Origin of the sequence: Cetobacterium sp. 2A (assembly GCF_014250685.1) — a bacterium.
Classification (GTDB): domain Bacteria; phylum Fusobacteriota; class Fusobacteriia; order Fusobacteriales; family Fusobacteriaceae; genus Cetobacterium.
In genome coordinates this window covers 812727-834795 of the sequence record NZ_JACFAJ010000006.1, presented here as the reverse complement: position 1 = coordinate 834795, position 22069 = coordinate 812727, and the positions used below count along the sequence as shown (strand labels likewise).

Sequence of the window (22069 nt, the reverse complement as noted above, 5' to 3'; positions counted from 1 at the left end):
TCCTCCTTTCTTTCTTAGTTTAAATACTTAATTTTAAGCTTTCTTATATTGTCAAATAGGGTCATTAGTAAAATATTAAACTTCACATTCAATAATCCTATGAGTCCACTTATTAACATAGGTAGTCCATAAAAATACGTTGCTGTTCCTAAAAAAACTCCATATATTAGGTATCTTTTCAAATATCCAATTACTCCTACTTTAAAAGGAGAGGAAGACATCACACTAGACTTCACATCTAAACAAATCATGTAAAAACCAAGGAGTGAGAGTAACGAACCTATAAACATTCCTATATATATTAACTGATTGCTTGATAAAATTCCATACACTAGTATTACGACTGAGGTTATTACACCTCTTCTAAATACTTTTTTTATATTATCCATATCTCCATCCTATTTCTTCATAATAGTTTTATATGCATTATAAAATCCACTAAAAACTCCTATACATATGAAAATTATAAATAATATATCACTTTTAAAAAAATATTTTTCAAATAATTTATACATAGCTACAAAGATTAATATATTTCCTGTAATGAGAAATCCTAAAAATCCTAGAAGAGAAAAATAGTGAAAAAATTCCTTATTAAAAAACAATTTTATCACGCTCCCAATTTTTTAAAAAAAAATTTTTTAAGCTTTTATACGCTTAATACATAGAAAAATCTTTCTCCAGCTATTTTATCATTTTTATTAACTGATAACAAGTTCATTTCTATTTCTTTTACTTCTTTCTCGATATTTTCGTGAGAAAATATTTTTTTTTCGTACGTTTCTTTAAATTTTTCATAGTTTTCTGTTCTATTTTGGACAAAATAAGTGGCATCTACGTAATCAATGTCATCTTCTACACTATGCTCCCAAATTATCGTCATATCTTTTCTTTCATCATAAAAAATTCCACCCGGAAACATTTCATCCATAAATTTTCTGTCTACGACATCAAATATATAAATTCCTCCTGGATTTAAAGATTTTTTTATACTTATAAATAAATCTCTTAAATCTTCTTGAGATGTGAGATGATTTACAGTATCAAAAAGAGAAATTATTATATCATACTTCTCTCCCGTATCGAATTCCCTCATATCTCCCATAAAAAGCTGTACGCCTTTATTTTTAAGTTTTTTATAAGCAATTTCTAACATCTCTTTTGATAAATCTAGCCCTGAACACTGAAAATCACTTTTCAATCTAACAAGAGTTTCTCCAGTTCCACAACCTAAATCTAACAATTTTTTTCCCTCACAACCAGATTCATCTATCAGAGTTTTTATGTATTCAACCCACTCATCATAGTTGCAATTTTTCATGAATTTATCGTATATTTTTGCAAAATTATTATACATTTTTTCTCCTAAACTGCATTACTAAGCTAATTCTTTTTCTACTAATTTAGAGATTTCTTCTACAACTTTTTCAACAAGATCACTATCTTTACCTTCTACCATAACTCTTATAATTGGTTCTGTTCCAGAAGTTCTAACAAGAACTCTTCCAAGCCCTTCCATCTCTTTTTCTTTAGTAGATATAAAATCAACTATAGTTTGATTTTTGTTCCAATTGTTTTTTTTGATATTATCAACCTTTATATTTTTTAAAATTTGTGGCCAATCCTTCATTTCAGAAACTAATTCATGAAGTTGTTTCCCACTATCTCTAATAGCCTCCACAAGTTTTAATGAAGTTAAAACTCCGTCTCCAGTAGTTCCATGCTCTAATAATATTATATGACCTGATTGCTCTCCACCTAAGTTAAGACCATGCTCGTTCATCTTCTCAAGAACATATCTATCTCCAACATTTGCTCTAACTAGAGTAATTCCGTTCTCATTTAAGTAATTTTCAAATCCCATATTACTCATTATTGTAGTAACTACTTTATTATCTTTTAGCTCTCCTCTTTTTCTCATTTGAAGTGCTAAAGTAGCAATAATTTTATCTCCATCTATAATTTTTCCATATCTATCAACAGCAATTAATCTATCAGCATCTCCATCATATGCAAGACCTAAATCAGCATCATAACCAATAACAACTTTTGAAAGTATTTCTGGATGAGTTGATCCACATTTTACATTTATATTTGTTCCATTTGGAGCATCATTTATAATTACAACTTCTGCACCTAAAGCTAAAAATACACTCTTAGCAATTCTATAAGCTGAACCATTAGCTGCATCAACGATTATCTTCATTCCAGAAAAATCTCCATCTACAACTGAAAGTAAATGATCTCTATAAGTATAGTACTCATCGTCAGCATATTTAAACTTTCCAACTTTATCTCCTGGAACTATTTCTTTATCCATATCTTGGTAGTTATCCATGATATACTCTAACTCAAGTTCTACTTCATCTGGAAGTTTATAACCATTTGCTGCAAATATCTTTATTCCATTATCCTTTGCAGGATTATGAGATGCTGATATCATGATTCCAGCAACTGCGTCACTATTTTGAGTAAGGTAAGCTACACCTGGAGTTGGTAAAACACCAACGAAATCTATATCTACTCCGACAGATGTTAGACCAGCCATCAGTGCTGATCTTAACATATATCCTGAAATTCTTGTATCTGATCCCATTATAACTCTTATTTTTTTCTTATCTGGATTTTTTTTTCTCAAATAATAACCTAGAGCGTAACCAAGTTTTAATGCCAGTTCTACTGTCAGTTCCTTGTTTGCCTCTCCTCTTATCCCATCTGTTCCAAAATATTTTCTCATTCCAAACAACCCCTTCTTAAGTTTAATCTTTCAGCTATGAAACCAGTTACTATTCCAGAAATACATCCCATTAGTAAAAAACCCCATACAAACATAAGAATAGATTTACTATTGATACTTATATTTCTGAATAAAAGGAAATATACTACTATTAATTGCATAGAGTTATGAAAAAAAGCTCCCATAGCAGATATAGCTAATAGTGATAATTGTTTTCTAAATTTATAGATTAAAATTATTAAAAGAGTACTAATCCCACCCGAAGTTAAACTAATTATAAAACTAGGAGTAAATAAAGTTCCTAACATTATCCCCTGAATTAAAACTCTTAGAAAAAATACTTCTAATCCCATTTTTGCATCGAACTTCTCAATAGCAACTATTGTTGCTATATTTGCAAGTCCTAATTTCATCCACGGAAATGGTTTAGGTATAAGTGATTCCGCCAATGATAAATATAAAGCCATTAAAACAAGAGCTGTTAAATAAATCTCTCTTCTTTTAGACTTCATAATTAAACCTTAAGCTCTGCTTCCATTCCTAAAAGCTCTGAATATTTATCTAAAATAGGTTGAACTTCTGTAGTTATAAAATCCTCAGTTTGCTCAGGAGCAAATCCTATGAAGTTTTTTGGATCTAGTATTTCTAGAAGTCTAACTCTATCCATTTTAAAGTATGGATCTTGTATGATTCTATCTATTAAATCATTTTCTAATCCTTCAACTTTTACTTTTTTTCCAGCTTCCATAGAGTGAAGTCTTATTTGCTCATGAAGTTCTTGTCTGTCTCCACCATTTTTTACACCTTCCATTATTATGTACTCTGTAGCCATAAATGGAAGTTCAGCCATAATATGTTTTTCTATCATTTTAGGATAAACTACTAATCCATTCATAACATTTTTCCATATTATTAAAATAGCATCAATTGCTAAGAAAGCTTGAGGTAAAGATAATCTCTTGTTTGCTGAATCATCTAGTGTTCTTTCAAACCACTGTGTTGCAGCTGTCATAGCAGTACTTTGTTGTAGTGCGATTACAAATTTTGAAAGAGATGAAATTCTTTCACTTCTCATTGGATTTCTTTTATATGCCATAGCAGATGATCCAATTTGATTTTTTTCAAATGGTTCTTCTAACTCTTTTAAATGTTGAAGTAATCTTAAATCATTTGTAAATTTATGAGCTGATTGAGCTATATTTGAAAGTAAGTTCATTACTTCAGAATCTACTTTTCTATCATAAGTTTGTCCTGTAACTAAGAAGCTCTTATTGAATCCCATCTTTTGAGCTACCATTTCATCTAATTTCTTTACTTTTTTGAAGTCTCCATTGAATAACTCTTGGAAACTAGCTTGAGTTCCAGTTGTTCCTTTTACTCCTCTAAATCTTAGAGTATCTTGTCTAAATTCAAGCTCTTCTAAATCAAGTAATAAACTTTGAATCCATAGTGTAGTTCTTTTTCCAACAGTAGTTAACTGAGCTGCTTGGAAATGAGTAAATCCTAATGTAGGAAGATTTTTATGCTCCATTGCGAATTTTGCCATTTCATCTATAACATTTATTAGTTTTTTCTTTGTAATATCTAAAGCTTCTTTAATTTGTATTAAGTCTGTGTTATCTCCAACGTAAGCACTTGTAGCACCAAGGTGGATAATTGGCATAGCTTTTGGCGCTATTGTTCCAAATGTATGTACATGAGCCATTACATCATGTCTTACTTCTTTTTCTCTTTTAGCAGCTAGTTCATAATCAATATTAAATATATGAGCTTTCATTTCAGCTAATTGTTCATCTGTTATATCTAGTCCTAATTCTTTTTCTGATTCTGCTAAAGCATACCAAAGCTTTCTCCAAGTTGAAAACTTATTTTTCGGTGAAAATGTTTCTAGCATCTCCTTTGAGCTGTATCTTTCTGCTAAGGGGTTAGAATAAATATCTTTGTTCATAATCTTTTCTTTCTCCTTCATATATATTTATTTTCTTTCTAGTAACATCAGTATTGCACTTTCATCATTGTCGGAATAATATTTTTTTCTAATTCCCACTTCTTTAAAATTTAGTTTTTTATAAAAATTTCTAGCAACCAAGTTGCTTTCTCTAACCTCTAAAAATAAATCTTTATTATATTCATCCAAATATTTCGATATGAGATTTCTACCTATCCCCAGACCTCTTGAAGAATTTTTTGTACCTATCTTCATTATTTCATAAACATCGAAACTGTCATGGAGAATTAAATATCCAACTATTTCTTCCTCTAATTTATATATATATATAATATAATTATCGTCTAAAATCATATCTTTTAGTTGTTCCAATGTGTATGAACTTTTTAAAAAAATTTCATTTTCTAGCTCAACTAAATTCAAAAGATTTTCATCTTTTTTTAATCTTTCTATCAATTTTATCACCTAATCTAAAAGTCCTATTCTGTTTAAAGGCCAAAATCTAAAGAATGCTTTTCCTTGTATTCTACTATCTTTTACAAATCCCCACATTCTCGAATCGTAACTACCGTCAGTATTATCTCCTAAAGCCATGTAGTAATCTTCATCTAGGACTACAGTTACTTTTTCACCTTTGATAATTTTATCTAAATTCTCTTTATTATGTATTAAATCTAAAATCATTCCTGTCTTCTTTCCATTTAAAATAAATTCAACATCTGGAAGAACTTCTGATACTGACCCTGGGTTTTCTAATAGATACTTTTGAACTTCTGCTATATCTATAGATTTTTCTTTAAATTTATCCGAATAATTTAGTCCTGGAACTATTTCAACTGTATCCCCTTTTTTAGGAACAGTCCAAACATCATTTCCAATTGCACCTAAATCTGAATAATGTCTTTCTGCTATTTTATTTCCATTGATATAAAGATAACCATATTTTATATTAACTTCTTCACCTGGAAGACCCATAGCTCTTTTTGTATATAAAACTTTATTTTGAATTGGTTCTTGGAAAACTATTATATCTTCTCTTTTAGGTTCTTTGAATTTGTAGATTACCATATTTCCAAAGAGTCTATCTTTTGGAATTATAGTTGGAATCATAGAACCTGTCGGAACAAGAAAGTTTCCTAAATAAAATTTTTGAATAATCAATACTAAAATCAACGCAGTTCCTATGCTTTCTACAAAGTTCACTGTCTTTCTAATTACATTCGATAAAGTTTTTCCCTCTACCTTTAATTTTTTTATTAACCATTCAGAAAATCTATCTTTGTAAATTTTTATTTTTGCAACTAAATACTTTTCTCTAACAAATATGTATATAAAAAAACTTGTTAAAATAACATAAAAAATTGTATTAAAAATGAAGTTTTCTCTAGACATTTAGTTCTCCTTTAAGTAACATTTTACAATTATTCTAACATAAAAAAATGAAAAAAGCTAAGGAAATATGGTTTCCTTAGCTTAACAATGCAACTATTTTCTTAATTCTTTGATTCTTGCTTTCTTACCAGAAAGTGCTCTTAAGTAGTAAAGCTTAGATCTTCTTACTTTTCCAACTTTTAGTACATCGATCTTTTCGATCATTGGAGAGTTAACAGGTATTATTCTCTCTATACCGATACCTGAAGTAACTTTTCTAATTGTGAAAGTCTTAGCGATTCCTCCACCATTTACTCTGATTACTACACCTTCGAATAATTGTACTCTTTCTTTGTTACCCTCTTTTACTTTGTAATGCACAGCGATAGTATCTCCGGCCTTAAAAGTAGGGATGTCGTTTCTTAAGTAGTTTTGCTCTACTAATTGGATTAATTTTTCTTTCATTTTTTCCTCCTTGAATATTCATTTAATATTCCATTAAAGCGGAATATCCGTTATGATAACCTAGTTATTCTATCATAATTTTAGTTAAAAGTCAATTTTCATTTAGAATTTGAAGTTAAAGTTTACAATTGGTAATACTTCAAATAATTCACTATTTGCAGCGATATTTACAAAACCTATTTGTAATCCTTCTAATCTATCTGCATAGTTAACAAAACCTATCTGAACTCCTCTAAATCTGTCAGCTTTATTAAATGCACCAAACTGTAATCCCTTTCCAGTTCCAGTGAAGTTAACTAGTCCTAACTGAGCTCCCATCATGCTTTTTTCTACCATGTTTACAGATCCGATTTGAATTCCTTTCATATTTCCACCAACACTGTTAAATGAAAGAGGTATAAACCATCCTAATCTAACACCTGTAAAATCAGCATCGGTTCTATCATAGAAAGATCCTAAAGATAGACCATTAAAGTTTCTTTTTCTGTTGGCAATAATATTTAGATCTAATCCCTCTACATTCTGATTTTCAGTGTAGATAGCTCCAATTCTTATTCCGTTTACACTTGTATTTGGTCCATTGAGTTGCATTGGTGACAAGAATCCAGCTTCAAAAGACTCTGCTCCCAAAAGCGTTAATGATGTCATAATTGACATACCAATAATTTTCTTTTTCATACAATATACTCCCCTTTTATAAATTTTCCAAAAAATAAAAAAATGGCGCTTCTTGCTGGGCTCGAACCAGCGACAACACGATTAACAGTCGTGTGCTCTACCAACTGAGCTAAAGAAGCACTTTTTTAAGATTGGCAACTACTTATCCTCCCAGGGGGCTGCCCCCCAAGTACTTTCAGCGTTTATGAGCTTAACTTCCAGGTTCGAAATGTTACTGGGTGTACCCTCATAGCTATCGTTGCCAATCAATATTCAAATGTCTTTGGAACACTTGAAACTATATAGTAGTTGAGATTTATTAGGTTAAAACTTCGACATATTAGTATTGGTCAGCTAAAAGTATCGCTACTCTTACACCCCCAACCTATCAACCTCCTAGTCTCGAAGGTGTCTTAAAGAATACTTATCTTGAAGTCAGTTTCCCGCTTAGATGCTTTCAGCGGTTATCTGTTCCAAACGTGACTACCCAGCTGTGCCACTGGCGTGACAACTGGTACATCAGAGGTTTGTCCATCCCGGTCCTCTCGTACTAAGGACAGATCTTCTCAATATTCTAACGCCTACAGTGGATAGGGACCGAACTGTCTCACGACGTTCTGAACCCAGCTCACGTACCGCTTTAATGGGCGAACAGCCCAACCCTTGGGACCTTCTCCAGCCCCAGGATGCGATGAGCCGACATCGAGGTGCCAAACTCTACCGTCGATATGGACTCTCGGGTAGAATCAGCCTGTTATCCCCAGGGTAGCTTTTATCCGTTGAGCGACGACCCTTCCATTCGGAATCGCCGGATCACTATGTCCTGCTTTCGCACCTGCTCGACCCGTCAGTCTCGCAGTTAAGCTCCCTTCTGCCATTGCACTCTCCGGTTGATTTCCATCCAACCTGAGGGAACCTTTGAACGCCTCCGTTACTCTTTCGGAGGCGACCGCCCCAGTCAAACTGCCCACCTAGCACTGTCTCCGAGGGTACAAACCTCAGATTAGAATTTCGATGTAGTATGGTTGGTATTCCACCGTTGACTCCGCGTAATCTAGCGACCACGCATCATAGTCTCCCAACTATCCTATACATACGACACCAAAACCCAATACCAAGCTACAGTAAAGCTCCATGGGGTCTTTCCGTCCTACTGCAGGTAATCGGTATCTTCACCGATAATACAATTTCACCAGGCCTCCCGTCAAGACAGCTCTCAGATCGTTACACCATTCGTGCAGGTCGGAACTTACCCGACAAGGAATTTCGCTACCTTAGGACCGTTATAGTTACGGCCGCCGTTCACCGGGGCTTCAATTCGGAGCTCTCACTCCTCCTCTTAACCTTCCGGCACTGGGCAGGTGTCAGCCCATATACATCGCCTTACAGCTTAGCATAGACCTGTGTTTTTGTTAAACAGTCGCCTGAGACTCTTCACTGCGGCCTCTCACAGCTTTGCGACGCGTGTTCGCTGACCATGAAAGGCACCCCTTCTCCCGAAGTTACGGGGCAATTTTGCAGAGTTCCTTAACGAGAGTTAGCCTGTCCGCCTTAGATTTCTCATCCTGACCACCTGTGTCGGTTTGGGGTACGGGCACTAATATCTTTAAACGCTTAGAAGCTTTTCTCGGCAGTGTGGTATTTGCACCTTCATCTTACGACTCCGTATCACGCCTCAGATCTAGTCTCGCGGATTTTCCTACGAGACCACCCTACACGCTTACACTGGCACTTCCGTTCGCCAGCGTGCATAACCTCCTGCGTCCCTCCATCACTCAATATCAGTGGCACAGAAATATTAATCTGTTTTCCATTCGCCTACGCATTATAGCCTCGGCTTAGGACCCGGCTTACCCAGGGAAGACAAACTTTACCCTGGAACCCTTGGTCTTCCGGCGTGGGAGATTCTCGCTCCCATTCTCGCTACTTATTCCTGCATTCTCACTTCTGATACCTCCAGAGTCGCTTACGCTTCTCCTTCAACGGCCTACAGAACGCTCTCCTACCAATTGCTTACGCAATTCCACAGCTTCGGTTTATAACTTAGCCCCGTTACATTGTCGGCGCAGAGACTCTCGACCAGTGAGCTATTACGCACTCTTTAAAGGTATGGCTGCTTCTAAGCCAACCTCCTGGTTGTTTGTGAATCTCCACCTCCTTTCCCACTTAGTTATAATTAGGGACCTTAGCTGGTGGTCTGGGTTGTTTCCCTTTTGACCATGGAAGTTAATTCCCATAGTCTCACTCCTGAGCTCTTAAATTATGGTATTCGGAGTTTGATTGATTTCGGTAAGCAATATGCCCCCTAGATCATTCAGTGCTCTACCCCCATAATTGAACACTCAAGGCTGCACCTAAATGCATTTCGGAGAGAACGAGCTATCTCCTGGTTCGATTGGCTTTTCACCCCTAAACCTACCTCATCTCCCAACTTTTCAACGGCGGTGAGTTCGGGCCTCCACTGTGTCTTACCACAGCTTCACCCTGGACAGGCTTAGATCACCAGGTTTCGCGTCTACGCCCAGCGACTATGTCGCCCTATTCAGACTCGGTTTCCCTTCGGCTCCGTTAAACTTAACCTTGCCACTGAACGTAACTCGCAGGATCATTCTCCAAAAGGCACGCCATCACCCCGAAGGGCTCTGACCGCTTGTAAGCACATGATTTCAGGTTCTATTTCACTCCCCTCCCGGGGTTCTTTTCACCTTTCCCTCACGGTACTATGCGCTATCGGTTAGTAAGAGTATTTAGCCTTACGAGATATGGTCCTCGCTGATTCACACAGAATTCCTCGTGTTCCGTGCTACTTGGGATTAGTTACGCATTTGAAACAGGTTACCTGTACGGGGCTATCACCCTCTACGGCGAACTTTTCCAAGTTCTTCCAGTTCGGTGTTTCAAAATGCTGAAAGCTTTACAGACTTTCTAGAGACTATCCCGCTACCCCATATACACAACGGCTGTAACCTTGGCATGTATATGGTTTAGGCTCACCCCCGTTCGCTCGCCGCTACTTAGGGGATCGTTTTTACTTTCTTTTCCTCGCGTTACTTAGATGTTTCAGTTCACGCGGTTCCCTCTTTCGTGCTAAGACTCCATCTTAGCAGATTTCTCCATTCGGAAATCCTAGAATCAATGTTCGATTGCAACTCCTCTAGGCTTATCGCAGCTTACCACGTCCTTCATCGGCTCTTACTACCAAGGCATCCTTCATGTGCCCTTAATATCTTAACCTATTTTTATTTGACAGACTAACTACTCAAAGATTATTTGAATTGTTAGTTATTTGTTAATTATTCTCTCAATATCTACTATATAGTTTCCAATGTCCAAAGTTTGATGATAGAACATCATCAATCGAATAGAGAAAGATTGTAGTCTCCTTAGAAAGGAGGTGATCCATCCGCACGTTCCCGTACGGATACCTTGTTACGACTTCACCCCAATCGCTAATCACACCTTAGGAACATCCCTCCCTTACGGGTTAGGCCTGCCACTTCAGGTGCAACCAACTCTCGTGGTGTGACGGGCGGTGTGTACAAGACCCGAGAACGTATTCACCGCAACATAGCTGATTTGCGATTACTAGCGATTCCAACTTCATGTACTCGAGTTGCAGAGTACAATCCGAACTAAGAACAGCTTTAAGAGATTAGCTCACCCTCGCGGGTTGGCGACTCTCTGTACTGCCCATTGTAGCACGTGTGTAGCCCAGCGTATAAGGGGCATGATGACTTGACGTCATCCCCACCTTCCTCCTGCTCGTCGCAGGCAGTATCGCATGAGTGCTCAACTTAATGGTAGCAACATACAAAAGGGGTTGCGCTCGTTGCGGGACTTAACCCAACATCTCACGACACGAGCTGACGACAGCCATGCACCACCTGTCACCAAGTTCCGGCAAGCCGGCACATCTCCATCTCTGGAAACTTCTTGGGATGTCAAACGCTGGTAAGGTTCCTCGCGTTGCGTCGAATTAAACCACATGCTCCACCGCTTGTGCGGGTCCCCGTCAATTCCTTTGAGTTTCATACTTGCGTACGTACTCCCCAGGCGGATCACTTATCGCGTTAGCTTGGGCGCTGAGGTTCGACCCCCAACACCTAGTGATCATCGTTTACGGCGTGGACTACCAGGGTATCTAATCCTGTTTGCTCCCCACGCTTTCGCGCTTCAGCGTCAGTATCTGTCCAGTGAGCTGACTTCTCTATCGGCATTCCTACAAATATCTACGAATTTCACCTCTACACTTGTAGTTCCGCCCACCTCTCCAGTACTCTAGACTAGCAGTTTCCAACGCAATACGGAGTTGAGCCCCGCATTTTAACATCAGACTTACTAATCCGCCTAGACGCGCTTTACGCCCAATAAATCCGGATAACGCTTGCGACATACGTATTACCGCGGCTGCTGGCACGTATTTAGCCGTCGCTTCTTCTGTTGGTACCGTCATTTTTTTCTTCCCAACTGAAAGCACTTTACGATCCTAAAACCTTCATCGTGCACACAGAATTGCTGGATCAGGCTTGTGGCCCATTGTCCAATATTCCCCACTGCTGCCTCCCGTAGGAGTAAGGGCCGTGTCTCAGTCCCCTTGTGGCCGTTCACCCTCTCAGGCCGGCTATCCATCGTCGCCTTGGTGGGCCATTACCCCACCAACTAGCTAATGGAACGCAAAGTTCTCTTCTAGCGCATATAGCTTTCATAAGAATCCCATGCGAGAAACTCATAATATCCGGTATTAGCTGTCGTTTCCAACAGTTGTCCCAGACTAAAAGGCAAATTCTTTACGCGTTACTCACCCGTCCGCCACTTTCCATTCCGAAGAACTTCAAGTCGACTTGCATGTGTTAAGCATTCTGTCAGCGTTCATCCTGAGCCAGGATCAAACTCTTCATTCAAATATATTTTTAAAGTCTTACGACTTAATGTACACCATTTAATGGTTGTTGTTGCATAACTTTTGACTATCTTTCTCTATTCGGTTGCTAATGTCCTATTTGTTTTTTGTTTTGTTTTTCGTCTGCGGTGTTTCCCGCTGACAGAAATAATAGTACCATAATTTAAAAACTTCGTCAATACTTTTTTTAAAATATTTTTATTTTTTTTATAATAAGGGCATTAAATAAGCCGGGTTTTGTATTTGTCAATCATTTATCTAGATCTATAGTCGCCTATAGACTCAAGCAACTTACCCTGAAAGTGGACGAGCAGCCCATCTATCTTTCCTATTTAGTCTTGCTCCAAAGGGGGTTTACCTAGCTTTTTTAGTCTCCTAAAAAACTGGTGGTCTCTTACACCGCCATTTCACCCTTACCAATCAAAGACTGGCGGTCTATTTTCTGTGGCACTTTCCTTAAAGTTTCCTTCAGTAGCCGTTAGCTACCCTTTTTGCTCTGTGGAGCCCGGACTTTCCTCTTGCAATAAATTGCAAGCGATTAACCTTAATACCCTTATTATATTATTTTTAGTTTGTTTTTTTCACAAACTTTTTTTTCATCCTTTTTATTTTAAATATTATTTTAACAATTGTCAAGCAAATAAAAATTATCATAATCCCAATCATTATTTTTACATATGGAAATGTTGACTCCGCTTGAACTTCTTCCACTATTTGTTCCTGAAGTATTTCATCCAAACCATTTAATGTCTCTAGAGTATATGTTCCATACTGCTGTGACTTTATAAACTGTTCTACGTTATCTAAAAGAAGACCTATTTCTTCCTCTTTCTCCTCCATATTTAAGTCCTGAGTAAAGTTTATCTGTACTCTTTGAGTTTCTGGATTCTCTTTATTAATATTTAATACAATTGACTTTTCAGGATTAACTAATTGAAAACCTTCCCCTTCAATCAATGTATTTATATAAACTTTTATCTCTCTTTTTTCTAAAATCTCTTCAACTTTTATAGCTAAATTCTTTTTATCATCTTCGCTAAATAAGTTTAAATTATCATTCACTTGTGCCGAAATAATAGTTGTAAATAATATAAATGCACTAAATATTCGTCTTATCATTTTATCCCCTTTTATATATCTTTGAATATTGGTTCATCATTTAATATTTCAATCTCAACTTCAAATTTGCTTTGTAAATTCTCTTTTATTAGTTCTCCAAAAATAATCTCACTTTCGTAATGCCCTATATCAATCACAGAAATTCCATTCTCTACTGCATCAATGGCCTCATGATACTTTACATCCCCTGTTAAAACAAGATCTGCCCCTAGTCTTTTAGCTTTTCTCCAGTATCCCATTCCAGATCCATTTATTATAGCAATTTTTTTTATGGATTTCAGCTCTATATTTTTAGAACTTACAATTATTTTTTCTAATTTCAATTTTTCTTTTATTAGTTCTCCAATTTCCAACACACTCATATTTCTATCTAGTTTATAAACTCTACCTATACCATATGAACTTTCTTGAAAACTATTCTCTTCTAATATTTTTCCACTTTCAAAACCCAAACATTCTCCTAAAAACCAATTTAATCCTTTAGGTGCTGAATCTATATTTGTATGTAAACTATAAAGAGATATGTTATTTTTAATTAATTTCATTATTTTTCTTCCTATTAGTTCAGAAAAATCTATATGTTTTATTGGACTAAAAATAAGTGGATGATGAGATATTATTAAATCTGCATTTCTTTCTATAGCCATATCTATGACACTTTCTGTAGCATCCAATGTCACAATTATTTTTTTTACGTCTTGTTTTCTATCACCAACTAATAATCCTACATTGTCCCATGATTCTGCAAAATTTTTAGGAAACTTTTTCTCCAACTCTTTTATTATATCAGATATTGTCATATTTTAAAAAGTCTCCCTCCTCCTGTAGATATTCTTTCAAGGGCTTTTGTAAATATGATTTCTCCCTCTCCTCTAGTAAGATTCATCTTATTTTCTATTTCGAATAATGATTCTCTCTTGTCACCTATTAATCCATAGTAATAATCTATGATTTCTTTTTCTTGCTGGTTAATTTTATTTGGAATCATCCAAATATTAACTTTTGCTATTTTTTCTATTTTATCTTTTATCTCTTCTGAACTTCCAAGTATTTTAAATTCGTCCTCTTCGTCCTCTTCATTTTCCATATCCTCATCAGCTTCAATTTCAGAAACTATTTCATGCTCAATAAGCTCTTCTTTTTTTCTACTAAAGTAAGATACATAAGAACTTTTTACATCTTCTAATCTCATTTCTAAAAATAAAACTAACGCTCTTATTATAGACGCTCTCATATAATCTGAGAAATCTCCATAAATAACTCTATACTCATCTATAGATTTTATTATAGAAACACTTCCCTCTTGAATAAGATCCATGTAATCAATTCCTGATTTTAAATAATCTAAAGATAACTTTGCAGCTTCTCTCAAATATCCAACTATAAGTCTTTCTCTACTTTCTTCCTCTTCTAAAGATCCTAATAGTTCAGCCTCTTCTTCTTTAGTTATTGGTAAATAATGAGAAATTTCTTCCAAATATTCTGGAACTATTTCTTCTGAGAAATATTCATTTTTCTTTGTTTCTACCAACACCTCTTCTTCTCTACTAAAATCTATTTTAATTCCACCTTCAATTTCTAAAAAGTTTAAAAAATCCTCTTCATCTCTTAATTCTTTTATAATTTTCACTTCATAATCTTTTATATTTAATGTTTTCATAGTTTATTCTCCTCTTAAAATTTGATAATATAAAGTAAAAAGGAGCTTTTCATAGCTCCTCATTTTTTAAACTTTGAAGTCCTCTAGTTTTTTTCTTCTACTTGGATGTCTTAACTTTCTAAGTGCTTTAACTTCTATTTGTCTGATTCTCTCTCTAGTAACTTTAAATATTTTTCCAACCTCTTCCAAAGTTTTTGGAGAACCATCATCCAATCCATATCTATATCTAAGAACTTGTTCCTCTCTACTGCTAAGCGTTTTCAATACATCGTTTAACTGTTCTCTTAGTAACGTTCTATTTGTAAGTTCGTAAGGATTTAACATTTTATTATCTTCTACGAAATCTCCTAATTCACTATCCTCTTCACTTCCTACTGGAGTTTCAAGAGAAATAGGGTCTTGGTTCATTTCTTGAATAGCTTTTATTTTATCAACTTCCATTCCAAGTCTTTCAGCTAAAATTTCTGGTGTTGCATCTTTTCCAGTCTCTTGTAAATAAACTCTAGCTTCTTTCTTTATCTTATTGATAGTTTCAATCATATGTACTGGAATTCTAATTGTTCTTCCTTGGTCAGCTATAGCTCTCGTTATAGCCTGTCTAATCCACCAAGTAGCATATGTAGAGAATTTATATCCCTTACTGTATTCAAACTTCTCAACAGCTTTCATAAGCCCTATATTTCCCTCTTGAATTAAATCCAATAACTTAAGTCCTCTGTTTGTATGTTTTTTAGCAATACTTACAACTAGTCTTAAGTTAGCTTCGATAAGTTGTTGTTGAGAAAAATCATCTCCCTCTAAAGCTTTTTTAGCATACTCTAACTCTTGCTCATGCTTTAATAGAGGAATTTGTCCTATCTCTCTTAAATACATTTTGATAGGTTCATCAACTTCCATATCTCCAGTTATATTAAATAAATCATCATTAATTAACTCATCTTCCGATACTTCTTCTAATCCTTCAGGATTGAAACCAAATTCATCAAATTCTCCTCTTGGTTTCTCTTCTGTTTCCTCTTCATCTGAATCATCAGCTAAATCTGAATCATCTCTATCTGTTTTAGCCAAAGGAACTATGATTTTTTTTCTAGCTCTTCCCTTTTCGCTTTCCTTCTTTTCTAGCTCACTCTTTTGTACTATCTCTATTCCTTGTTCAACCATACCATTGATAAGAAACTCTATTCTCTCAGGTGGGAAATCTGTTTCTAACTGTTCGTTTATTTCCTCAAACGTTATCACCTTACTTTCCATAGCCTTTCTAAGTAAGGCCAGTACCTTATCGTTCTTTATAAACTCCTTCATTATATGAAGCCTCCTCTATTATAAAAAATTTATTTTCCGTTATTAACCAACTCTAAAAAATTATTGTACAAGGCTTTTATCTCTTCGAAAGTAAGCGTCTCTTTCTTTAGTTCCTCTTCAACTTTTTTTAGCTTTAGGTGTTGCATTATATTCTTTCTTTCTTTTAGTTGCTCTTTTAACTCCAGTACAAACCAAGAAACAAAGACGTCTCTCACGCCTCTTTCTATTTCTAAATTTTTAGAGTAATCATTTAATAGAGCCATCGAAATTTCTATTATTTTTCTTTCTTCGTCTTCATTTAAATTTCCGGTGTTTATAATCTCTTTCACAAGGTTAGACGAGTAATTAGAGTTGTTTTCATGAGAAAATTCTAAATATGAAAATATTTTTTTTCCAAGAGGTGTTTTAAGCTTCTTATCTTTAAAATCTTCATAGAATTCCTCTCTTGCTATAACTACTGCAATCGTAAGTTCTTCGAGGTCATAACTCCTTTTATCTTTAAATTCTTCTCTTACTTCTTTATATTCAAGTGATTTCCTTTGTTTTGTTTTATTATTATTTATAAGTATATCTCTTAATATATCTATAGATACTTCTAAACTTTTAGATAACTTATCTAAATACAAGGTTTGTTCTAAATTATTTTGTAAATTTCTAAAAAATTCTTTAAATCTCTCAATAAATTTTTGTTTTGATATATGTTCATCCAAATTGTATTCTTTAGAATAACTCATATATAGGTAGTCAAAAATTTCTAAAGAGTTTTTTACTGCCTTTAAAAAACTTTCTTTACCATACTTTTTTAAGTATTCATCTGGATCTTTAGCCCCTTCTAGGACTAAAACTCTTAAATTAAAATCTAATTTTTTAAGTATAAAAGCAGTTTTTTCAGTTGCCATTTGACCGGCTACGTCCATATCAAAAGCTAATATAATATTGTTTGTGTACCTTTTTAAAAGCACTCCTTGCTCTTCTGTGAAAGCGGTACCTAAAGGTGCTAAAGCTACATCAAACCCATATGAATGTGCCGAAAGAACATCCATATAACCTTCCATTAATATAGAATAATTTTTCTTTTTAAGGTTAGTCCCCTTATTTTTTATTCCATATAAATTCTTTCCTTTTTTAAAAATAGGAGTCTCTGGAGAGTTTATGTATTTAGGAATATCTTTTCTATCTTCTAATGTCCTTCCTCCGAACGCAATAATTTTTCCGGTAGGAGAATATATAGGAAATATTACTCTATTTCTAAAAGTGTCATAAGTGTTATTTTCATTTTTTTTAACTAATCCTAGCTCTAAAATATCTTCCAGTTTATATCCCTTCATCAATAAATGATCATGAAGTCCTGTCCAGCTATTAGAAGCGAACCCTATTCCATTTTCTTTTATTAATTGTGGTGATATTTTTCTTTTAGATAAATATTCTAATGCCTCTCTTCCAGAATTTAAAAAAATTTGGTCACAAAAATATGAATGTGCTTCATTCATTATTTTATAATAGAAATCGTTTTCATTATCCTCATTCGAATAAATACTTTTAATTTTTATCTTATATTTTTGTGCTAATTCCTTTACAGATTCGAAAAAGTTTATCTTCTTATAGTCAGCGTAAAACTTCACAGGATTTCCTCCTGCCCCACAAACGAAGCATTTACAGATATTTTTACTAGGACTAACTATAAAAGAAGGATTACTATCTTGGTGAAAAGGACATAGCCCTTTATAATTTGCTCCACTTTTTTTTAAGTCCACAAATTCTCCAACTACCTCTTCAATCTTAAGTTGATCCATCAATAAATCAATATCTTCATTTTTATATTTCATTACTTTCTCCTGTGAAAATTATAGCCTAACCAATTTTGAGAACAATTATCAATTATTCCACTCTTAAGTATATTATATTTTTTAGAATTAATCAATTTTTTTTGAACAACAAATAAAAAAGAGAAGTATTACTACTTCTCTTTATATATAAGTTATATGTCTCTAATACAGAAGTATATTTTGGACAAATTGTACTCTTTATAAACTTCACACTTTGTACAGTTACAACCTTTTTCTTCAGCTAAACATTTACTTTTTCCAAACGCACAAAACATTCCTTCTAAATGTTCTACTTTTGATAAGTCAGAATGATGCATTGCAATCTCTAATAGATTCTTTGGCATCTCCTTTATTTTACATCCCAATGTATAGCTTGGACACTTTGAACATATACATTTTTTCAAATTTTCCATTGTTTTATCTACAGGTCTAGCTTCAGTAGGTTTAGTTTCAACAGGTTTTTCAGTTTTTACTTCTGGAGTCTCAGTTGGTTTTTCCAAATCTACCTCAGAAAATGGTGCAAGAGGTTTTTCTTCAGCTTTTGCTTCCCCTTCATCCTCTGCTAATTTTTCATAAATTTGAGCTCCTATAACTTCTCCATCTTCTGCTTCTACATCTGGGTTTAAAACATCTGGTGCTAAAACCTCTGGATTTAAAATTTTAGATTTGTTTTTATCTTCTTCCATATCGTAACCTCCCAATCAATAAAATTAACTAGTTAGTTATTAGTTTTAGAAAAGATAAATCCTTTATTTATATTTATTTTTTATTGTTCTTCTGTTACTTCTCCAAGTTTTTTCAATTCTTCTTGAACAACAGAATTCTTATAGTCGAATTCTACTCTGTTTTTTAACTCTTCGAAAACTCCCTCTTTATATTTAACTTCAGAAAGTTTTTTAAATATAAAATAGTTTCCTTCTAATTTATCACTTTTAATCTCACCAATTGGTGAATCAAAAATATCTTTAGTTAATTTTTCATTGTATCCAAGTCCTGGAATATAACCACTATCACTTATTCCTTCAATTTTCTTAGAGAATAAAACACCTTTTTCTTTACTTAAATCATCAAAAGTTATTTCTCCTTTTTGAAGTTTTTCAATCATATCTTTTATATTTGTATCTCTTTCTTCAACAGTTTTCTTTGAAGCTTCTGGCACAATTAAAATATGACTTGCTTTAGCTGTTCCAGCTTCATCATCTCTTTCTTGAACATATATTATATGTTGTCCAAATACTGTTTCTACTGGTTCAGGATAAACTTCTCCAACTTTACCTTTAAATACTGCATCCTCAAACGGTTGAACCATGTCTCCTTTAGAGAATGTCCCTAAATCTCCACCATTTGGAGCACTTGGACCTTGAGAATTCTTTTTAGCTATTTCAGCAAAATTTTTAGGTGTAATTTTTTTAATTAGTTCTTCAGCTTTTGTTTTAGCTGCTAATTTATCTTCATCCGATGGCTCTACCTTAACAACTGCAACATCAGCTGTTGCTGCTGGGAATGTATCGTAAACCATTTTATTATCATCAAAATATTTTTTTAAGTCCTCATCTGTTACCTTAACATCAGATTTTAGCTTTTCATATAACCCTTTTTGGTATTCAGCTAATTTATAATCTAGAGGGAAAGATTCGTCAACAAGTACTCCTTTTTCTTTAGCAATATTAGCTATTTTTATTTGATTTTCTATACTTGTTTTAGTCATTTCTTCAGCTTTTTCCTTATCACCATTAGTCATAAGAAGATTTCCTAAAGTTCTTTTTGCCATGTCAAGATTTGTAACTTTGAATCCATCTTTTTCAAAAGCTGTAGTTTCCAAATATTGTTTATATTCTTCAGAAACTCCTTCTAACTTCATTTTTTCTCTAGCTTTAGATAAAAGTAAGAAATACTCTTTTAATCCTTTTTCTTGCTTTAAGTTATTTTCTATTTCTGGAGTTGCTTCTTCTAGTGTTTTTCCAGAATAAAGTGTATACTCATTAGCTATATAATTTTCTTTAATATCCTCTGGAGTTAATTTTGTATTTGCTTTTAAATCTTCTAATGTTTTTTCAATAAGAAGATTCTCTTCTATTTCCTTTTTAAAAGTACTTCTTGTATATCCCTGCGCAGCTAAAGCTCTCTTAAACTGCTCTGCATCTGGGAAAGATTTTTCGATTGAATTATATTGTTCGTCAATCTCATTTCCTGGAACTTTCACTTTCAATTGCTTAGCAATCTCAAGAGTTAAGTACTTGTTTATTAATTCATTAAATGCTAATTGGCTTACTAAGTCTTTATCTGCATTTGGTCCTAAATAATTTCCATAGTTTTCAATGAAATTATTTATTGTTCTCGCTGCTTCATATCCTTCTACTTTTTTTCCATTTACATCAAATGCAATGTTTTCTTGTTTTTTGTTTCCTGTAAATGACATAACATAACCTGCAACTAAAGTGATTAAGAAAAATATTGTAATTATCCATACTACAGGTTTCATATTTTTTCTAAACTTTCTAATAGCCATAACTCACTCCCCTATATTCTTTAGATACTAATTTGGATTATACCAACAAATATCCATTTTTTCAATATCTGACACAATATAAAAATAAAGGGTTCATTTCCAGAACCCCTTATTTTTGTATTTCTATTTAAAATCTAAACCGTATTTTCTTATTTTTTCATACAGAGTTGTTCTTCCAATTCCTAGTAATTTAGAAGTTTCTTGCTTATTCCATCTAGTTTTTTGTAGTGCCATAGCTATAACTACTTTTTCAACTTCGTCTAAGCTGTATATTTCTTGCTCTAATATATCTTTTAATGGTCCAACACCAATAACAGTTTTATTTTCAACTGTATCTGATTTCATCTTTATTTCAAGAGGAAGATCTTCTACTCCAATAGTTCTATCATTAGATAAAATAACCATTCTTTCTATCATATTTTTTAATTCTCTAATATTTCCAGGATATGAGTATTCCATTAAATATTTCATAGCCTCTCCTGAAATAACTGGGATATCTCTATGTAAATCTCTAACTATTTTGTTTAAGAAGTAGTTAGCTAATATAGGAATATCATCTTTTCTCTCTTTTAATGGAGCAACTTCGATTGGGAAAACTGTAAGTCTATGGTATAGATCTTTTCTGAATTTTCCTTTTTCTGTCTCATCTTTTAAATCTTTATTAGTAGAAACTATAAATCTTACATTTACTCTTCTAGTTTTATTTCCACCAACTCTTCTAAATTCACCATACTCTATAACTCTTAAAAGTTTAGCTTGTGCTTTTAAATCCATTGCTGAAATTTCATCTAAGAATACTGTTCCACCATCTGCTTCTTCTAATATTCCTTTTTTACTTGAAGTAGCTCCCTGGAAAGCTCCTCTTTCATATCCAAATAATTCTCTTTCAATTAATTCTTCAGGAAGAGATGCACATGAAATTGTTATAAAACTTTCTTTTCTTCTATCACTTTTTTTGAATATTTCTTTAGCTATTAACTCTTTTCCTACTCCATTTTCTCCAGTAACAAGAACAGTTAAGTCACTCTCTGCAACTTTATCAATTAGATTTTTAACTTCTTTTACTCTAGTTGACTGACCGATTATTTCATTTTCCTCTTCAGTATCATAAAGCTTTTCTTCTAATTTTCTCTTCTCTTTTAATATTTCAAGATTTCTTAGAGCTGGAACAATAATTCTATTCATCTCTTTTATGTCTACTGGTTTTAATAAATAGTTATAGATATCTGCATCTTTCATCTCTTGTATTACTTCATCTTTTTCCTCATCAAGTAATCCAACAACTACAAAATCTTTTCCTATTCCACTTAACTTTCTCTTAGCCTCCGAGAAATTAAACCATGTAAGATACTCATCTAATAAGATAATATCAAAATCGCTCTCTCTTAACATATCTAATCCATCTAATAAATTATTAAAAGTTATTATTTCATAAGAATCAGAAAGTTCTTTTCTTATCTGCTTTAATGTCTCTTTTCTTTCTGAAATCGCAAGTATAGAGTGTTTCATATTTCATCCTCCCAATCTATTTTATTTATTTATGTTATTTTTCGTTTTCCGGTAACACTGTATTAT

General features: G+C 33.6%; 18 protein-coding genes, 1 tRNA gene, 3 rRNA genes and 1 other RNA gene. All 23 read right to left on the bottom strand.

Going from position 1 to position 22069, the window contains the following annotated elements:
- Window positions 1–14: 14 nt before the first annotated feature.
- The 23 genes from H3N56_RS07980 to H3N56_RS07870 all read right to left on the bottom strand — a co-directional run bounded on the left by H3N56_RS07980 (window position 15) and on the right by H3N56_RS07870 (window position 22003).
- Entirely contained in the window at window positions 15–389 is a 375-nt protein-coding gene (locus H3N56_RS07980) for an ATPase (RefSeq protein WP_185880668.1), read from the bottom strand.
- Between the two features lie 9 nt (window positions 390–398).
- Entirely contained in the window at window positions 399–614 is a 216-nt protein-coding gene (locus H3N56_RS07975) for an AtpZ/AtpI family protein (RefSeq protein ID WP_185880667.1), read from the bottom strand.
- A 35-nt stretch (window positions 615–649) separates the two neighbouring features.
- Window positions 650–1357: a class I SAM-dependent methyltransferase gene (locus H3N56_RS07970; protein WP_185880666.1), complete on the bottom strand. Its 708-nt coding sequence runs from the start codon at window positions 1355–1357 to the stop codon at window positions 650–652.
- A 21-nt stretch (window positions 1358–1378) separates the two neighbouring features.
- Window positions 1379–2737: a phosphoglucosamine mutase gene (glmM, locus tag H3N56_RS07965; RefSeq protein ID WP_185880665.1), complete on the bottom strand. Its 1359-nt coding sequence runs from the start codon at window positions 2735–2737 to the stop codon at window positions 1379–1381.
- Window positions 2734–3249, bottom strand: a complete 516-nt coding sequence (locus H3N56_RS07960) for a Gx transporter family protein (RefSeq protein ID WP_185880664.1) — start codon at window positions 3247–3249, stop codon at window positions 2734–2736. Before H3N56_RS07960 ends, glmM begins: the two co-directional genes overlap by 4 nt.
- 2 nt (window positions 3250–3251) lie before the next feature.
- Window positions 3252–4685, bottom strand: a complete 1434-nt coding sequence (gene purB, locus H3N56_RS07955) for an adenylosuccinate lyase (RefSeq protein WP_185880663.1) — start codon at window positions 4683–4685, stop codon at window positions 3252–3254.
- 27 nt (window positions 4686–4712) lie between these two features.
- On the bottom strand, window positions 4713–5141 hold the full coding sequence (gene rimI / locus H3N56_RS07950; RefSeq protein ID WP_221893448.1) for a ribosomal protein S18-alanine N-acetyltransferase: 429 nt from the start codon (window positions 5139–5141) through the stop codon (window positions 4713–4715).
- 9 nt (window positions 5142–5150) lie between these two features.
- Window positions 5151–6077, bottom strand: coding sequence for a signal peptidase I (gene lepB, locus H3N56_RS07945; RefSeq protein ID WP_185880662.1), 927 nt, complete (start codon window positions 6075–6077; stop codon window positions 5151–5153).
- A 93-nt stretch (window positions 6078–6170) separates the two neighbouring features.
- On the bottom strand, window positions 6171–6521 hold the full coding sequence (rplS, locus tag H3N56_RS07940) for a 50S ribosomal protein L19 (protein ID WP_185880661.1): 351 nt from the start codon (window positions 6519–6521) through the stop codon (window positions 6171–6173).
- A 102-nt stretch (window positions 6522–6623) separates the two neighbouring features.
- Window positions 6624–7199 (bottom strand): LA_2272 family surface repeat-containing protein, encoded by a 576-nt coding sequence (locus H3N56_RS07935; protein WP_185880660.1) that lies wholly within the window; start codon window positions 7197–7199, stop codon window positions 6624–6626.
- Between the two features lie 43 nt (window positions 7200–7242).
- Window positions 7243–7318 (bottom strand) — tRNA-Asn (locus H3N56_RS07930).
- A 10-nt stretch (window positions 7319–7328) separates the two neighbouring features.
- Window positions 7329–7445: ribosomal RNA gene (rrf, locus tag H3N56_RS07925) — 5S ribosomal RNA — on the bottom strand.
- 53 nt (window positions 7446–7498) lie between these two features.
- A 23S ribosomal RNA gene (locus H3N56_RS07920) occupies window positions 7499–10412 on the bottom strand.
- Window positions 10413–10565: 153 nt separating this feature from the next.
- A 16S ribosomal RNA gene (locus H3N56_RS07915) occupies window positions 10566–12079 on the bottom strand.
- Together the 16S, 23S and 5S rRNA genes with 1 tRNA gene alongside form the textbook arrangement of a ribosomal RNA operon.
- A gap of 209 nt (window positions 12080–12288) precedes the next feature.
- Window positions 12289–12633, bottom strand: an RNA gene (gene rnpB / locus H3N56_RS07910) — RNase P RNA component class A.
- A 12-nt stretch (window positions 12634–12645) separates the two neighbouring features.
- Window positions 12646–13197, bottom strand: coding sequence for a hypothetical protein (locus H3N56_RS07905; protein WP_185880659.1), 552 nt, complete (start codon window positions 13195–13197; stop codon window positions 12646–12648).
- A gap of 11 nt (window positions 13198–13208) precedes the next feature.
- Window positions 13209–13997: a Nif3-like dinuclear metal center hexameric protein gene (locus H3N56_RS07900; RefSeq protein WP_185880658.1), complete on the bottom strand. Its 789-nt coding sequence runs from the start codon at window positions 13995–13997 to the stop codon at window positions 13209–13211.
- Window positions 13994–14857 (bottom strand): sigma-70 family RNA polymerase sigma factor, encoded by an 864-nt coding sequence (locus tag H3N56_RS07895; protein ID WP_185880657.1) that lies wholly within the window; start codon window positions 14855–14857, stop codon window positions 13994–13996. Before H3N56_RS07895 ends, H3N56_RS07900 begins: the two co-directional genes overlap by 4 nt.
- Window positions 14858–14923: 66 nt before the next feature.
- Complete coding sequence (rpoD, locus tag H3N56_RS07890; RefSeq protein ID WP_185880656.1) at window positions 14924–16159, bottom strand: RNA polymerase sigma factor RpoD; 1236 nt, start codon at window positions 16157–16159, stop codon at window positions 14924–14926.
- A gap of 29 nt (window positions 16160–16188) precedes the next feature.
- On the bottom strand, window positions 16189–17985 hold the full coding sequence (gene dnaG, locus H3N56_RS07885) for a DNA primase (RefSeq protein ID WP_185880655.1): 1797 nt from the start codon (window positions 17983–17985) through the stop codon (window positions 16189–16191).
- Window positions 17986–18137: 152 nt separating this feature from the next.
- Window positions 18138–18671 (bottom strand): DUF2769 domain-containing protein, encoded by a 534-nt coding sequence (locus tag H3N56_RS13235; protein ID WP_221893447.1) that lies wholly within the window; start codon window positions 18669–18671, stop codon window positions 18138–18140.
- Window positions 18672–18751: 80 nt separating this feature from the next.
- Window positions 18752–20494, bottom strand: a complete 1743-nt coding sequence (locus H3N56_RS07875; protein WP_185880654.1) for a peptidylprolyl isomerase — start codon at window positions 20492–20494, stop codon at window positions 18752–18754.
- Window positions 20495–20617: 123 nt separating this feature from the next.
- On the bottom strand, window positions 20618–22003 hold the full coding sequence (locus H3N56_RS07870; protein WP_185880653.1) for a sigma-54-dependent Fis family transcriptional regulator: 1386 nt from the start codon (window positions 22001–22003) through the stop codon (window positions 20618–20620).
- Window positions 22004–22069 lie beyond the last annotated feature (66 nt).